Raw genomic sequence first — 13,603 nt, 5'->3', positions numbered from 1 at the left:
GCGTGATCGTTTCCAGGAGGTTGAGACGCGGGATCCGGGCGGAAAACCGCACACACTTTTCCTCGTCCCGCTCCAGCATATCGCATTCGTTCGACGCACACGACAATGCCCTCCTCGTTATTCCGATAGAGCAGGCGGGGTGCTTCTGCGATGGTAAAGCAATCGGCGACTTGGGGGCTGTCGCTACAAAAGGAAACAGCAGCACGCCCGAAAACCGCCTCCGGCCGGCTTGCCCCTGCCGGCCGCTCTGCCTACATGCCTTTCGGTTGCACTTATCGGCCAGGGAGACGGTCATGATTCTCGATGCGGCGCGCCTTGCCTTCGCCAATCTTTTCGCGACGGAGACCCGCACCGTCTTCTGGAAGGTCATCGGGCTGACGCTGCTGGCGCTCGTCGCGCTCTGGTTCGCGCTGCGCGAGCTCTTCGTCTGGCTTGCCCTGCCCTGGATCGATGCGCTGATGCCGGGCACACCCGACTGGGCGGGGTGGCTCACTTTCGTCGTCGGGATCTTTGCGAGCCTGGGACTCGCGCTCGCTCTGGCGCTGCTGCTGGCGCCGGTGACGGCGCTGATTGCCGGCTTCTTCCTCGACGATGTCGCCGAGGTGGTCGAGAAACGGGACTATCCCGGCGAGGCGCCCGGCACGCCGCTGCCTCTCGCCGAGGCTATCACCGGTTCGGCGAAATTCCTCGGCGTCGTCATTCTCGGCAACATCGTCGCGCTCTTCCTCCTGCTGGTGCCGGGCGTCAATCTTGTCGCGTTCTTCCTCGTCAACGGCTATCTGCTCGGCCGGGAATTCTTCGAGTTCGCCGCCATGCGCCATCGTCCGCCCGCGGAGGCGCGGCTCTTCCGTGCCAAACATCGCTCGACCGTATTCCTCGCCGGCCTCGTGCTGGCGGCCTTCCTAGCCGTGCCTCTGCTCAACCTGCTGACGCCGCTCTTTGCTGCCGGCATGATGGTGCACCTGCACAAGATCCTCTCGGCGCGGGACACCGGTTTTGCGGGCACGACCGCGGCTGCGAGAAGCTGATCGCACCGCGCTCCCTTGACACCCGGCTGCGCGCCGACATTCTGCGCCCGACTTTAAATCCGACCCACGGAGAAGCATGATGCGCGAAGCAGAAGAGCGGATCACCCGGCTCGAAGAGACGGTGGCTCATCAATTGAAGACCATCGAGGAGCTTTCGGACCAACTGGCGGAGCAATGGAAGGTGGTCGAGCAGACGCGCGCCAAGCTCGATCGTCTGACGGAACGGTTCCTGAGCCTCGAAGAACAGGCGCAAGATGCGACTCCGGTGACGCGCCCGCCGCATTATTGATGCTTCTTGATCCGACAAAAAAAGCCTCCGGTCGCATGAACCGGAGGCTTTTGAATAAGGTCTGATGTGCGACGATCAGTACGGGCAGGTCTCGTCGGTCATATAGTCGTGAACCTGGACCTTGCCGGCGATGATGTCTGCCTTCACTTTCTCGACCGCTTCCTTCATTTCCGGCGTGATCAGCGCCTGATTGTGCTCGTCGAGCGCGTAGCCGACTCCGTCTTCCTTGAGACCGAGATTGGAGATGCCGAATTCGAACTTGTCGTCCTTCGCGGCCATGAAGGAGTCGTAGACGGCGACGTCGACGCGCTTCAGCATGGATGTCAGCACCTTGCCCGGCTGCAGCATGTTCTGGTTGGAATCGACACCGATTCCGAGCTTGCCCGCATCCGCTGCCGCCTGCAGCACGCCCACGCCGGTGCCGCCGGCAGCATGATAGACGACGTCGGAGCCCTGATCGATCTGCGACTTGGCGATCTCGCCGCCCTTGACCGGGTCGTTCCATGCATCGGGCGTGGTGCCGGTGTAAGCTTCGAGCACCTTTACGTCCTCACCGGTCGACTTGGCGCCGCCGACATAGCCGCAGGCGAATTTGTGGATCAGCGGGATGTCCATGCCGCCGACGAAGCTGACCGTCTTGGTCTTGGAGGCGAGGCCGGCAAGAACGCCGACGAGATAGGAGCCTTCCTGCTCCTTGAAGACAATCGATTTGACGTTGGGTTTTTCGACAACCATGTCGATGATCGCGAACTTGGTGTCCGGATATTCGCCGGCGAGCTTCTCGAGCGACGCGGCCCAGTTGAAGCCGGCCATGACGATCGGGCTGTTGCCGTCGCTGGCGAAGCGGCGCAGCGCCTGTTCGCGCTGGGCGTCGTTGGCGATCTCGAACTCGCGATATTCGATGCCGGTTTCGGCCTTGAACTTTTCGGCTCCGTTGAAGGCCGCTTCGTTGAAGGATTTGTCGAACTTTCCGCCGAGGTCGTAGATGATCGCCGGCTTGATGTCGGCGGCCAATGCCGTCGCGGACATCATCGAGAATGCAAGGAGACCGAGAATGGTTTTTTTCATTGTAAAGCCCTGTTGTCGCTATTGATCTTTTCGGGTCTTCCGCCGGTCCCGAACGGGGCCCCCACCGCGGAACCCGCCCCTCTCTTTAAGGCTTGGGTGGGCGCATCCTTGCACGGCTTCGGCAAAAAAACATCCAAATTTTTTCGGATGGTAAAAAAGCGATCCGGCCGCTGAACTGGCCGGCGGAGCCGGCTCACGGTGCAAAAAGGGGTGCGGACATATGTCCGCACCCCGTTCGATCCTAAGCATGTCGAGAGCGTCGGCTTCGACGCGCCGCGGAACGGTCAGGCGCCGATCGGGCAGCTGACGCCGGTGCCGCGCAATCCGCAATAGCCGTCCGGATTCTTGGCGAGATATTGCTGGTGATAGTCTTCGGCGAAGTAGAAAGGTCCCGCCTTCGCGATTTCGGTGGTGATCTCGCGATCATGCTTGCCGACCCGCAGCGCCTTCTGGAAGGCGTTGCGCGCAGCATTCGCCTCGGCGAGCTGCTCCTCGTCATAGACATAGATCGCCGAGCGGTAGGTGGTGCCGACGTCGTTGCCCTGGCGCATGCCCTGGGTGGGGTCGTGCTCCTCGAAGAATGTCTTCAGCAGGCGCTGAAGCGAGACCTTGGCCGGATCGTAGACCACCAGCACCACCTCCGTGTGGCCGGTCAACCCCGTCGTCGTCTCCTGATAGGTCGGATTGGGCGTGAGCCCGCCGGAGTAGCCGGCAGCCGTCACGTAGACGCCGGGGATCTGCCACAGGAGACGCTCGGCGCCCCAGAAGCAGCCCATACCGAAGAGGATCTTCTTCATGCCCTCCGGATAAGGGCCCTTGAGCGGCCGTCCGGACACGAAATGCGTCGTCGCGGTCGGGATTTCCTCCTCTCGGCCGGGCAGCGCCGTTGCAGCATCGGGCAAGATGGTCTTCTTGTTGAACATGTCGATCAGAAACATCTGAGGCTCCTTTCGTCAGCGCTCGTGGGAGCAAGCCGCGCGGCTCCGGCGCTCAGGCGGCAAAGCGCCCGGCAGCGGGTTTCTTCCTGTATCCGGCCATCCACAGGAGGAGGGCGAGGGCGAGGAATACGGCAAAGGCGGGCTGCGCCAGAATCCAGTGCAGCGCCCTGAGCCACATTGCAGGCCCGGCGCCGGTCCGCTGCAGCGACTGAATCCAGTTCAGCTGGTCGGATCCGATCGCCGCTATGCCGTCGGCAAGCGAAGTGATGACCGGCTCCGACGCCGCTACCGACTGAATGGAATCGATCGTCCCTGCAAAGACCGCAGCCATCAGCGCCAGAAAGCTCGCAAACCGAAGCAGCAACCGCATCCGCTCCCCCCTTTCGGCTCGTCCTGCGCAAGAGATAGGCGCAAGGGCGGGCAAGCGCAATGGCGGGTCATCCGCAGCAGCTTTCACGGCCTGTCAATAATATGTCAGAAACCAGTTGATCCCGCGCACATCATCGGTATATATCGCGCCCGTCTCCCGGTTTCACCGGTGACGCGGAGAAGCTTCGCTTTTCCCCATCCAGCCGGATCGACCGCCGGCTGCAGAAGGATGGACAGGTGGCCGAGTGGTTGAAGGCGCACGCCTGGAACGCGTGTATACGTGAAAGCGTATCGAGGGTTCGAATCCCTCTCTGTCCGCCATCAGCCGCCGATTGTCCTCAGCGCGATATTGCCGCCGATCACCGCATCATCATCAAGCTGCATACGCACATCGCCAACGACCGCCGTTCCTATGCTACAGCCCGACGTCTGCGACGTTCGTGTTCGACCGTGGTGTCGGTGACGGACCAGTCGTCGAACGCAGCCGGCAGGGTTCCCGCCACTGACGAAGCAAGATGGTGCCGGCAACCATACCTCACCGATCTTCATCGCGTAGTGCCGCGCCGGCGGAAGCGCGCATCAAGAGAGCGCGGCTCCGGAGCGCGATGACGAGTGCTGCCATGTCCAGGACGCCCGCGACTGTGAAAGTGATCCGCATGCCGGCGGCAACGGCCACGGGTGGTGCGGACGCGATCTCGGGTGTAGCCGATGCGAAGGCGAAGATGACTCCCATGACCGATGCGCCGGTGACGAGCCCGAGATTGCGCGAGAGATTGAGCATTCCGGAGACGAGGCCGCGCCGGTCCGGGCGGACTTCCACCATCACGGCCGTATTGTTGGCTGCCTGGAACAGCTGGTAACCCGGCGTCAGGATAAGCATGGCGGCCAGGTAGCCGGCGACGCCGAACATCTCAGGAATCACCGACAGGGCGAATGAGCCGGCGGCCATTGCGAGGAGACCTGCGACGATCATGAACGGGGCTCCCATGCGGTCGACGGCACGGCCGGCCGGCAGACCGCTCAGGGCGGAGACGACCGGACCCGCCGACATGACGATCCCGACCAGCGCTTCACCGAGGCCGAGCGAGCGCGAAAGGTAGAACGGCCCGACCACCAGCGTTGCCATCATCACCGTGGAGACAAGTGCGCTCATGGCAAGCCCCGCACCGAGCACCGGGTCCCGCAGAGCCTCGATCCGGATCAAGGGGGTCGCCGCTCGCCGCTCGGCCAGTACGAAGAGGCCGGCGCCGACGACGGCGGCGGCCAGGAGAGCCATGTTGAGCGGACCGAAACGATCGCGCGCAACGGTCATGGCCAGTGCATAGGCGGCCAGCGTCAGGCCGAGCAGCACCGTGCCCGGAACGTCGAAATCTGCATGCCTGGCCGCAGGCCTTTGGAGATCGGCGGGCAGCGAGCGATGAGCGAGAAGAAGGGCCAAAGCGCCGAGCGGCACGTTAACGAGGAAGATCGCCTGCCAGCCGAGACCGGCGACTAGGACGCCGCCGAGCGACGGCCCCAGCGCGGTTCCGATCGCCGACATGGTGCCCAGCAGGCCCATGGCGCCCCCGGTCTTTTCCTTCGACACCGTCTCTCCGACCAGGGCCGTGGCGAGCGCCATCATGACCGCCGCACCGAGCCCCTGAACCGCCCGGGCGGCAATGAGGAGCTGCAGGCTCGGTGCAGCGCCGCACAAGCCCGAAGCCACGGTAAAGAGCAGGATCCCGGCAAGCAGCAGCCGCCGGCGCCCGACCATGTCGCCGAGCCGGCCGACACCGACGATGAGGGTGGTAATGGCAAGGAGATAGGCAAGGACGACCCATTGGACCTGCTGGAACGAGGCGGAGAACGCCGTGGCGAGGCTCGGCAGGCCGACATTCGCGATGCTGGTGCCGAGCGAGGACAGCAGCACGGAGAGCGAAAGGCTGACGAGCGCCCATCGGGCCGAAGCCCTGTGCGGATTTGCACCTGCGGCATCGTCTGGCGCGGCAACGGCTGGTTTCGGCATGAACATTCCTTCCCTGGACCCTGAAGCGTTCGAGGAGAAGCTAGCCGCTCGACCATCATGGCGGAACACGCACGATTTGCACTTGATTCGTGCGTTTCACGCCATGTCAGAATGAAATCTGTGCTACTGTCGCTGCATGGCGAAACCCGATCTCAATCTCCTCGTCATCCTCGACGTGCTGCTCACGGAAGGCAGCGTCGCGCGCGCTGCCAAGCGGCTGCGCCTGAGCCCCTCGGCAATGAGCCGGGCGCTTCAGCGATTGCGCGAGACGACCGGCGACCCGCTTCTGGTTCGGGCCGGGCGCGGCCTCGTTGCGACGCCGCGTGCGCTCGATCTGCGCGAGAAGGTCGGCCGGCTGGTGGAGGAGGCGCAATCCGTCCTGCGGCCGCAGGAGAAACTCGACCTGAAACGGCTCGCTCGGACGTTCACGCTGCGCACCAGCGACGGCTTCGTCGAAAACTTCGGGCCGAACCTCCTTGCCCGGCTCGGCGCGGAAGCTCCCGGGGTACGCCTGGCCTTCGTGCAGAAATCGGACAAGGACAGCGGCCCGCTTCGGGACGGGAGCGTCGATCTCGAAACTGGTGTGGTGGGCGAGGCGACAGGGCCGGAGTTGCGGACTCAGGCTCTGTTCCGGGACCGGTTCATCGGCGTCGTGCGCAATGGCCACGCTTTGAGCGGGGGCGAGGTAACACCGGCCCGCTACGCAGCCGGCAGGCACATCCTTGTTTCAAGGCGGGGGCCGGAGAAGACGGCTGTCGGCATCGATGATGCAATGAGGTCGATCGGATTGGAGCGCGAGGTCGTTACCATTGTGGGCGGCTTTTCGAGCGCCCTGGCGCTGGCTCGCTCCACGGACCTGATCGCCAGCGTTCCAGAACGCCACACCAGCGCCTTGCGTGAGGGAATGCACAGCTTTGCGCTGCCCTTCTCCCTGCCGCAGATCACGGTGTCGCTGCTCTGGCATCCGCGGCTCGATGCCGATCCGGCGCATCGCTGGCTGCGCGGCTGCATCCGCGAGGTTTGCACGGCGCAAGGCTCAGACATGCCGGCCCTAGCCAGTTGAGACGCGACGCCTTCACTTTGAATCTTCGCGCGCCCTTAGTCCGTTCTCCACGCTCGAAACACCGATGACCGAGGCGGCTGCTTCGCCGGCAGAGGCAATGTCCGCTTCGCTTCCAACCGTACCGGAGAGCACGACGATATTGCCTAAAGCGATCACCTCCATGTCGCTCGTATCGATCGTAGTTGCGTAGCGAAGGAAGTGCAGAACTTTCTCCGCCAGATCGTCATCGGTCAGATGAGGATCGTCGTCCTTGTGAGAGTAGTTCGGGTATTCGCTCGGCATTTCTGGTCATTCCCGTCCTCGATCGCAACGCTTGGCAGCGCCGGAATGTTCCGGTCGCGCATGGCCGCGTTCGCGCTGATTCTTCTGTAATTGCTGCATGTTGGCCTCTAATCAAGAAGGCCCGCAGCATGCGTCTCCCTTGCCTCCATAGCCCGAACAGGGCTATGGCTTGGAAACCCATCAAGGCTCTTCCATGTCCGACGTCTTCCTGAACGTTCTACCGATTTTCGTCCTGATCCTGACAGGCTGGCTCATCGTCCGGCTCGGCTACCTGAAGCCGGCCGTCGGCGAAGCGCTCGGCGATTTCGTCTTCCGCGTCGCAGTGCCGGTGCTGCTCTTCCGTACCATCGCAGAGGCGGATTTCAAGGAAGGGTCGCCCTGGCCGCTCTGGGTTGCCTATTTCTCCGGCGTCGCGGTGACCTGGACCATCGGCCATCTGGCGGCGACGCTCGGCTTCGGCCGGGACGCGCGCATGGGGGTGCTTGCCGGCGTTTCGTCCGCCTTCGCCAATACGGTGTTCATCGGCCTGCCGCTCGTTTCCCGCCTTGTCGGCCAAGACGGTATCGTTGCGCTGTCGATCCTGCTTTCCGTTCATCTGCCGGTCATGATGATTGCCGGAACGGTGATGATGGAGCGCGCGGAACGTCAGACGACCGGCGCACCGGGGCAGGGCATCTGGAAGCTCATGGGCGGAGTTGCCCGCAACCTCGTCCGCAATCCCCTCGTGATCGGCCTTGCCTTCGGCGCTCTGTTCCATCTCCTCGGACAACCGCTCGGCGGACCGGTGAAGATCGTCGTCGACCAGCTTGCGGGCGTGGCAGCGCCTGCGGCGCTCGTCTCGATCGGCATGGCCCTCGACAAATACGGTCTTGCCGGCAATACCGGGCTCGCGGCCGTGACGAGCACCCTCAAACTCCTGGTGCTCCCCGGCGCCGTCTTCGCCGCCTGCCATCTGTTAGGGCTGAGCGACAGCTGGACCGCGGCGCTGGTGCTGACCTCGTCGGTCCCGACCGGCGTCAACGCGTGGCTGATCGCCAACCACTTCAATGTCGGGCATGCGCTCGCCTCCTCGACCATCACCCTGACCACTGCGCTCGGCGTGGTCAGCGTGTCGGTGTGGGCCTATCTGCTGATGTGACGGGGCGGGAGTCCTGACCGAAGGCTGCGCTCAAAACAGCCGGTCGAGCCAGCCATGCGGGTCCGGCGCGCGCCCGTTCTGGATGTCCAGCAAGGCTGTCTTCAGGCGGCCGGCAACCGGACCGGCTCCGCCGTCGCCAATGGTGAAGCTGTGTTCGCGGCCCTTGACCTTGCCGATCGGCGTTACGACCGCAGCCGTCCCGCAGGCGAAGGCCTCGGTGAGGCGGCCGCTTTCCGCATCCGCCTGCCATTGATCGATGGCATAGGGCTCTTCACGCACCGTAAGCCCCATATCGCGGGCGAGCGTGATCAGCGAATCGCGCGTGATGCCCGGCAGGATCGTGCCCGTCAGCGGCGGCGTCTGCAGCGAGCCGTCGCGGAAGACGAAGAAGACGTTCATGCCGCCGAGCTCTTCGACGAAGCGGCGCTCGACCGCGTCGAGGAACACCACTTGCTCGCAGCCCTCCTGCATCGCCTCCGCCTGCGCCGCAAGAACTCGCGGCATAGTTACCGCCGCATTTGGCCTCGCCGGTGCCGCCGGGCGCTGCCCGGGTGTAATTCTCCGAAACCCATATGGTGACGGCCGGGGCGCCGCCCTTGAAGTAGGAACCGACCGAGGAAGCAATGACGCAGTAGAGATATTCAGCCGAGGGCTTCACGCCGAGGAGCACTTCCGTCGCGATCATGAACGGCCGGAGATAGAGCGCGGCTCCTTCACCGGCGGGAATCCAGTCGCGGTCGATACGAACCAGTTCGCGCACGGATTGGACGAACAGCTCCTCCGGCAGCGGCGCCATTGCGAGCCGAAGCGCGGAATTGCGGAAACGGCGCGCATTGGCGTCGGGGCGAAACAGCGTGGCGCCTCCGTCGGGCAGGCGATACGCCTTCATGCCCTCGAAGATCTCCTGGGCGTAATGCAGCACGAGTGTCGACGGATCGAGATCGAACGCCTTTCGCGGGCCGATCTTCGCATCGTGCCAGCCGCGGCCCTCGGAATAGCGGATCGTCGCCATGTGATCGGTGAACACGCGCCCGAAGCCCGGATTGGCAAGCAGCGCATCGCGCTCGCCGGTCGCCACTCTGGTCGGGTTCTGCTCGAACAGGAAAGTCTGCTCACCGCTACCGGTCATCTGTCGTCTGCTCCTTCGTTCCGAGCGGTTGGTGTCGCTCGCGTTGCATATGTCGAATGGTGAAGGCCATTCTATATCATGATGCGGCCAGGCTCATCACATCTGCGGGATGTGAAAAACCCGATCGACCGACCGGGTTTTTCAGGGAGAAGACTGGCCGTGTGCTGACCGCAGTCAGTTTGCCGGAGCCGGCGCCGGAGCGCCGGTCTGACCTGCCGGAGCTGCTCCGCCTTCGGCAGGAGCAGGGGCCGGGCTGGCTTCAGTGGCTGCGGGGGCCGCACCGCCCTCGGCAGGAGCCGGAGCTTCAGCAGCGGCGGGAGCCTCCTGACCTGCAGCGGGTGCCGCCTCGGTGGAGCCTGCCGCGCCGGCGTCCGGCAGCGGGGCCGGGCTGTCGGCCTGCTCACGCAGCCAGGCGATGAGGTTGGCGCGCTCGTCGGTCTTCTTGAGGCCGGCGAAGCCCATGGCCGTGCCCGGCACGTGCTTCTTCGGCGCTTCGAGGAAGTAGCTCAGATGATCGTAGTCCCACACGACCTTGCCGCCTTCGGAAAAGGTCTGCATGCCCGCGGAATAGCTGAAGCCCTCATGCGAGGCGATCGGGCGGTTGACGACGCCCCAGAGGTTCGGGCCGACCTTGTTCGGTCCGCCCTTCTCGATGGTGTGACAGCTTGCGCATTTCTTGAACACGGCCTCGCCGGCGGAGGCATCGGCGCTGGCGAGCAGCGGCCCGATCGGTTCGGACTTCGCTTCCTCGCCGCCGGCAGCCCCCGCTTCGCCTGCCGTTTCCTCGGCGACGATGGCGAAACCTTCCTTCTCGGGAGCTTCGGAATGGAAAATGCCTTCCGACGCAATGGATACGGACATCAGAACGAAGACCGTACCCAACAAGGCACCCACACCCATGTTCACATATGGATTCATCTGCAAACGCTCCCTTAGCCACCGGCAAACAAAAAACCGGCCCATCTTGAAATCGCGCGGAACCTATGTCTTTTGGCTCTGCGTTGCAACAGAGATTATCAACCCCGGAGTGAGACGTTTTGACACTTTCTCCGGGTTTTCGAAGGCCGAACGATGAATCGTGAACAATCGGGCAAAACCCTCGTACTCATTCCCGCGCGCATGGCGTCGACGCGCCTTCCCGGCAAGCCGCTTGCCGACATTTGCGGCCTGCCGATGATCGTGCAGGTGGCAAGGCGGGCGGCGGAGGCCGAGGTCGGGCGGATCGTGGTGGCAGTCGATCATCCCGATGTCTTCGCGGCCGTGACCGGCGCCGGCTTCGAAGCGATCATGACGCGCGTCGATCACCAGTCGGGCTCCGACCGGATCCACGAGGCGCTCCTGAAAGCTGATCCGCATGGCGAAGCGGAAATCGTCATCAACGTTCAGGGCGATCTTCCGACCATCGAGCCGGGTCCTATTCGTGCGGCGCTGAAGCCGCTGGAAAATGCCTCGACCGACATCGCCACGCTGACCGTGGCGATCACCGACGAACACGAAAAGACCAATCCCAACGTCGTCAAGGTCGTCGGCTCGCCGCTTTCCGAAAGCCGCTTTCGCGCGCTCTATTTCACCCGCGCCACCGCACCCTACGGCGAAGGCCCCCTCTATCACCACATCGGGCTTTACGCCTATCGTCGCAAGGCGCTGGAAAGCTTCGTTTCGCTGAAGCCGTCGACGCTCGAGAAACGCGAATCGCTCGAGCAGTTGCGGGCGCTCGAAGCGGGCATGCGCATCGATGTCGAGATCGTGGACTCCGTGCCGCTCGGGGTCGACACGCCGGCCGATCTCGACAAGGCCCGCCGCATCCTTTCCGCCCGCGTCTGACATTCCGACATCAAGGGGACCAAAGTGACCGCCAAGACCAACCGGATTTCATTCCAGGGCGACTACGGCGCCAATTCCGACATGGCCTGCCGCGACATGTTCCCGTCGATGGAGCCGCTGCCGTGCCAGACCTTCGAGGACGCTTTCCTGGCGGTTGAAAACGGCGAGGCCGATCTCGCCATGATCCCGATCGAAAACACGATTGCCGGACGCGTCGCCGACATCCATCACCTCCTGCCGGAATCGCGCCTGCATATCGTCGGCGAATATTTCATGCCGATTCGCTTCCAGCTGATGGTGCTGCCCGGCGTCGGGCGCGACGAAATCCGCACCGTGCACAGCCATATCCATGCGCTCGGCCAGTGTCGCAAGATCGTGCGTGCCAACGGGTGGAAGCCGGTGGTCGCGGGCGATACGGCCGGCGCCGCCAAGCTCGTCAAGGAAGTGGGCGACCGCTCGATGGCGGCGCTTGCTCCGCGCCTTGCCGCCGACCTCTACGGCCTCGACATCATCGCCGAGAACGTCGAGGACACCGACAGCAACGTCACGCGCTTCGTGGTGCTGTCCAGAGAGGAGAGCAGGGTTGCCCGCACCTCGAAGGACGAACTGATCATCACGACCTTCGTCTTCAACGTGCGCAATATCCCGGCGGCGCTCTACAAGGCGATGGGCGGCTTCGCGACGAACGGCATCAACATGACCAAGCTCGAGAGCTACCAGCTCGGCGGCAAGTTCGTGGCGACCCAGTTCTATGCGGACATCGAGGGGCATCCCGACGATACAGGCGTGCGCCACGCGATGGACGAGCTGCGCTTCTTCTCGGAAAATGTGCGCATCCTCGGCACCTATCCGGCGCATCCGATGCGCGGCGTGCTCTAACCATGCGGTGCGGCTTCGGCCGACCCGCATCACCCCGGACGGCACGAGAAAACGGCAAAACGCGTTAACCGGCTACGCGTCCAGTGCATGCCTAATTTGCAATCATGGAACTACTTAAATCTTAGGCAAATGCCTATTTAGCTCTCGTACAAAGAAGGAGCTAAAAAGATGAAAATCCGTCAGAAGATTACGGAATACGTAAAGATGCGCCGTGCGGTCCGCGAGCTGAACGCTCTCGACGATCACGCCCTGAGCGATATCGGTATTTCCCGTTCCCAGATTCAGGCAGCCGTTTTCGGCCGTTAATACCGGGATGACCCCGCGCCGCATTTGACCGCGCGACATCCGAAGTCTTCCACACCCCGCCTCCGTGCGGGGTGTGAGCGTTTTATACACACGTTTGATTACGGGCGTTCAACGTTTCTCACGCGGCATGGCTATTCGTCGTAAAGGCAGACACGCAGGCGATGCCCGTCCGGATCGAGTGCGACGAAAGTCGGTCCGAAATCCATCCGTGTCAGTTCCTGGGCGATCGGCAGGCCCATTGCGCGCCATTCCTCGTAACGCGCACGCACAGCCTCTTCCCCTTTTACCATGAAGGCGACTTCGGCTCGGGCGCCGTCACCGATAGGCTGAGGCTGCACTTTCTCCCTTGCCCACAAGCCGAGAACGAAACCGTCCTGCACCTCGAAGGACGAGAAGGTCGGAAAGGTGGCGGTCGGCTCTTTGGCCAGAAGCTTCCTGTAGAATTCGACGCTGGCCGGTGGGTCCATGACATAGAGGACGATGAGATTGGGTGTTGCCATGATGGTCTCCTTGTTTCGAGACCTGAAGTCTAGCCCGGCATGCTGCCAGTTTTTGTCAGCAGTCTGCGAGGCGGCAAAGAAACATCCGCGCATCGGATTCAGGCGGGATCGATGCCGTTCACGGCGCGCCAGTCCTTGAGCAGGGCTTGGCGGCGGCGCGGATAGCGATTGTCGAGCATCGCCGCTTCTGCAATCCGGTCCGTCCGGAAATGGCGGAAATCCTGCCTCAGCTCGCACCACGCCGCGAGCACCCGGACCTCTTCGAAGAAACCAAGCACGAAGGGCCAGACCGTCCGGCGGCTGTCGCGGCCGTCATTGTCGAGATAGTGCAGTTCGACCTTGTGTTCGCTGCGGATCGCTTTGCGCAAGAGGCTGAGGTCGATCGTTTCGGCACCCGGCTTTCGCGGGCCCACCAGAAGGGTCGAATGCTCGAGTTTCTCTTTCAGGTCCGCCGGAAGCACCGAGCCGATCTTTGCCAGCGCATCGGCGGCTGCGGTCGCGAGCCTTGGGTCGCCGCGTTTGGCGACCCAGCGAGACCCTAGCACCAGCGCCTCGATCTCCTCCTCGGAAAGCATCATGGGGGGAAGCATGAAGCCGGGCCTGAGCACGTAGCCGACGCCGGGCTCGCCTTCTATATGCGCGCCCCGCGCCTGCAGGCTGGCTATGTCCCGGTAGAGGGTTCTGAGACTGACGCCGGTCTCCTCGGCGAGCCGCCGGCCGCTGACCGGCTGGCGATAACGCCTCAGCACCTGCATGAGATCGAGCAGGCGTTCCGATCGGGACAT

The 13,603-nt window shown here is 63.5% G+C and carries 17 protein-coding genes and 1 tRNA gene; 9 read left to right on the top strand and 9 right to left on the bottom strand.

Translation table 11 applies throughout. The features are described from left to right. Positions 1-293: 293 nt before the first annotated feature. Both N0Q91_RS16920 and N0Q91_RS16915 read left to right on the top strand, forming a co-directional pair. Positions 294-1,028: a sulfate transporter family protein gene (locus N0Q91_RS16920; RefSeq protein WP_275596989.1), complete on the top strand. Its 735-nt coding sequence runs from the start codon at positions 294-296 to the stop codon at positions 1,026-1,028. A gap of 76 nt (positions 1,029-1,104) precedes the next feature. Further along, the gene (locus N0Q91_RS16915; protein WP_033047208.1) at positions 1,105-1,317 is read left to right on the top strand and encodes a SlyX family protein; all 213 of its coding nucleotides are present in this window, start codon (positions 1,105-1,107) and stop codon (positions 1,315-1,317) included. Between the two features lie 75 nt (positions 1,318-1,392). Here N0Q91_RS16915 and N0Q91_RS16910 read toward each other — a convergent pair whose 3' ends face one another. The 3 genes from N0Q91_RS16910 to N0Q91_RS16900 form a co-directional block, all read right to left on the bottom strand. Then, on the bottom strand, positions 1,393-2,385 hold the full coding sequence (locus N0Q91_RS16910; protein WP_018093839.1) for a BMP family lipoprotein: 993 nt from the start codon (positions 2,383-2,385) through the stop codon (positions 1,393-1,395). Between the two features lie 284 nt (positions 2,386-2,669). Beyond that, positions 2,670-3,323 carry a peptide-methionine (S)-S-oxide reductase MsrA gene (gene msrA, locus N0Q91_RS16905; protein WP_275596988.1) on the bottom strand — a complete coding sequence of 218 codons (654 nt, stop codon included), beginning with the start codon at positions 3,321-3,323 and terminating at the stop codon, positions 2,670-2,672. A gap of 52 nt (positions 3,324-3,375) precedes the next feature. After that, positions 3,376-3,693: a membrane protein gene (locus N0Q91_RS16900; protein ID WP_018093841.1), complete on the bottom strand. Its 318-nt coding sequence runs from the start codon at positions 3,691-3,693 to the stop codon at positions 3,376-3,378. Between the two features lie 230 nt (positions 3,694-3,923). Between N0Q91_RS16900 and N0Q91_RS16895 the strand changes: the two genes are divergently transcribed. Next, positions 3,924-4,013, top strand: a tRNA-Ser gene (locus N0Q91_RS16895). Between the two features lie 214 nt (positions 4,014-4,227). On the opposite strand, the gene N0Q91_RS16890 is transcribed toward N0Q91_RS16895, so the two are convergent. Further along, on the bottom strand, positions 4,228-5,703 hold the full coding sequence (locus N0Q91_RS16890; RefSeq protein WP_275596987.1) for an MFS transporter: 1,476 nt from the start codon (positions 5,701-5,703) through the stop codon (positions 4,228-4,230). Between the two features lie 130 nt (positions 5,704-5,833). Between N0Q91_RS16890 and N0Q91_RS16885 the strand changes: the two genes are divergently transcribed. Next, positions 5,834-6,760, top strand: coding sequence for a LysR family transcriptional regulator (locus N0Q91_RS16885; protein ID WP_275596986.1), 927 nt, complete (start codon positions 5,834-5,836; stop codon positions 6,758-6,760). 12 nt (positions 6,761-6,772) lie between these two features. On the opposite strand, the gene N0Q91_RS16880 is transcribed toward N0Q91_RS16885, so the two are convergent. After that, positions 6,773-7,042 carry a BON domain-containing protein gene (locus N0Q91_RS16880; RefSeq protein ID WP_275596985.1) on the bottom strand — a complete coding sequence of 90 codons (270 nt, stop codon included), beginning with the start codon at positions 7,040-7,042 and terminating at the stop codon, positions 6,773-6,775. 193 nt (positions 7,043-7,235) lie between these two features. Between N0Q91_RS16880 and N0Q91_RS16875 the strand changes: the two genes are divergently transcribed. Further along, a complete protein-coding gene (locus N0Q91_RS16875; RefSeq protein WP_100669871.1) occupies positions 7,236-8,180 on the top strand; it encodes an AEC family transporter in 945 nt (314 codons plus the stop codon). Between the two features lie 30 nt (positions 8,181-8,210). On the opposite strand, the gene N0Q91_RS16870 is transcribed toward N0Q91_RS16875, so the two are convergent. Beyond that, on the bottom strand, positions 8,211-8,684 hold the full coding sequence (locus N0Q91_RS16870; RefSeq protein ID WP_375341877.1) for an aminotransferase class IV: 474 nt from the start codon (positions 8,682-8,684) through the stop codon (positions 8,211-8,213). A gap of 259 nt (positions 8,685-8,943) precedes the next feature. On the opposite strand from N0Q91_RS16870, the gene N0Q91_RS16865 reads away from it, so the two are divergent. Further along, entirely contained in the window at positions 8,944-9,372 is a 429-nt protein-coding gene (locus N0Q91_RS16865; RefSeq protein WP_345774900.1) for a hypothetical protein, read from the top strand. Positions 9,373-9,483: 111 nt separating this feature from the next. Here the strand turns inward: N0Q91_RS16865 and N0Q91_RS16860 are convergent, their stop codons facing one another. Then, positions 9,484-10,227, bottom strand: a complete 744-nt coding sequence (locus N0Q91_RS16860; protein ID WP_275596984.1) for a c-type cytochrome — start codon at positions 10,225-10,227, stop codon at positions 9,484-9,486. Positions 10,228-10,380: 153 nt separating this feature from the next. Here N0Q91_RS16860 and N0Q91_RS16855 point away from each other — a divergent pair, with 153 nt between their 5' ends. The 3 genes from N0Q91_RS16855 (at position 10,381) to N0Q91_RS16845 (ending at position 12,318) form a co-directional block, all read left to right on the top strand. Further along, positions 10,381-11,133, top strand: coding sequence for a 3-deoxy-manno-octulosonate cytidylyltransferase (locus tag N0Q91_RS16855; RefSeq protein WP_018093848.1), 753 nt, complete (start codon positions 10,381-10,383; stop codon positions 11,131-11,133). A 24-nt stretch (positions 11,134-11,157) separates the two neighbouring features. Then, positions 11,158-12,012 carry a prephenate dehydratase gene (locus N0Q91_RS16850; RefSeq protein WP_275596983.1) on the top strand — a complete coding sequence of 285 codons (855 nt, stop codon included), beginning with the start codon at positions 11,158-11,160 and terminating at the stop codon, positions 12,010-12,012. A gap of 168 nt (positions 12,013-12,180) precedes the next feature. After that, a complete protein-coding gene (locus tag N0Q91_RS16845; RefSeq protein ID WP_018093850.1) occupies positions 12,181-12,318 on the top strand; it encodes a DUF1127 domain-containing protein in 138 nt (45 codons plus the stop codon). A 131-nt stretch (positions 12,319-12,449) separates the two neighbouring features. On the opposite strand, the gene N0Q91_RS16840 is transcribed toward N0Q91_RS16845, so the two are convergent. Further along, positions 12,450-12,818, bottom strand: coding sequence for a VOC family protein (locus tag N0Q91_RS16840; RefSeq protein WP_100669868.1), 369 nt, complete (start codon positions 12,816-12,818; stop codon positions 12,450-12,452). 98 nt (positions 12,819-12,916) lie between these two features. Continuing rightward, a complete protein-coding gene (locus tag N0Q91_RS16835) occupies positions 12,917-13,603 on the bottom strand; it encodes a helix-turn-helix transcriptional regulator (protein WP_275596982.1) in 687 nt (228 codons plus the stop codon).

It is taken from the genome of Sinorhizobium prairiense (genome assembly GCF_029201645.2).
GTDB classification, from domain to species: Bacteria; Pseudomonadota; Alphaproteobacteria; order Rhizobiales; family Rhizobiaceae; genus Sinorhizobium; species Sinorhizobium meliloti_A.
The sequence above is the reverse complement of the archived record's forward strand: the minus strand, read 5'-3'. Positions and strand labels throughout refer to the sequence as shown.

Excerpts from the sequence above, each read along its gene's own strand:
- N0Q91_RS16920 (WP_275596989.1), top strand. The coding sequence starts at position 294 with ATGATTCTCGATGCGGCGCGCCTTGCCTTCGCCAATCTTTTCGCGACG.
- N0Q91_RS16915 (WP_033047208.1), top strand. The coding sequence starts at position 1,105 with ATGATGCGCGAAGCAGAAGAGCGGATCACCCGGCTCGAAGAGACGGTG.
- N0Q91_RS16910 (WP_018093839.1), bottom strand. The coding sequence starts at position 2,385 with ATGAAAAAAACCATTCTCGGTCTCCTTGCATTCTCGATGATGTCCGCG.
- msrA (WP_275596988.1), bottom strand. The coding sequence starts at position 3,323 with ATGTTTCTGATCGACATGTTCAACAAGAAGACCATCTTGCCCGATGCT.
- N0Q91_RS16900 (WP_018093841.1), bottom strand. The coding sequence starts at position 3,693 with ATGCGGTTGCTGCTTCGGTTTGCGAGCTTTCTGGCGCTGATGGCTGCG.
- N0Q91_RS16890 (WP_275596987.1), bottom strand. The coding sequence starts at position 5,703 with ATGTTCATGCCGAAACCAGCCGTTGCCGCGCCAGACGATGCCGCAGGT.
- N0Q91_RS16885 (WP_275596986.1), top strand. The coding sequence starts at position 5,834 with ATGGCGAAACCCGATCTCAATCTCCTCGTCATCCTCGACGTGCTGCTC.
- N0Q91_RS16880 (WP_275596985.1), bottom strand. The coding sequence starts at position 7,042 with ATGCCGAGCGAATACCCGAACTACTCTCACAAGGACGACGATCCTCAT.
- N0Q91_RS16875 (WP_100669871.1), top strand. The coding sequence starts at position 7,236 with ATGTCCGACGTCTTCCTGAACGTTCTACCGATTTTCGTCCTGATCCTG.
- N0Q91_RS16870 (WP_375341877.1), bottom strand. The coding sequence starts at position 8,684 with ATGCCGCGAGTTCTTGCGGCGCAGGCGGAGGCGATGCAGGAGGGCTGC.
- N0Q91_RS16860 (WP_275596984.1), bottom strand. The coding sequence starts at position 10,227 with ATGAATCCATATGTGAACATGGGTGTGGGTGCCTTGTTGGGTACGGTC.
- N0Q91_RS16855 (WP_018093848.1), top strand. The coding sequence starts at position 10,381 with ATGAATCGTGAACAATCGGGCAAAACCCTCGTACTCATTCCCGCGCGC.
- N0Q91_RS16845 (WP_018093850.1), top strand. The coding sequence starts at position 12,181 with ATGAAAATCCGTCAGAAGATTACGGAATACGTAAAGATGCGCCGTGCG.
- N0Q91_RS16840 (WP_100669868.1), bottom strand. The coding sequence starts at position 12,818 with ATGGCAACACCCAATCTCATCGTCCTCTATGTCATGGACCCACCGGCC.
- N0Q91_RS16835 (WP_275596982.1), bottom strand. The coding sequence starts at position 13,603 with ATGTCCCGATCGGAACGCCTGCTCGATCTCATGCAGGTGCTGAGGCGT.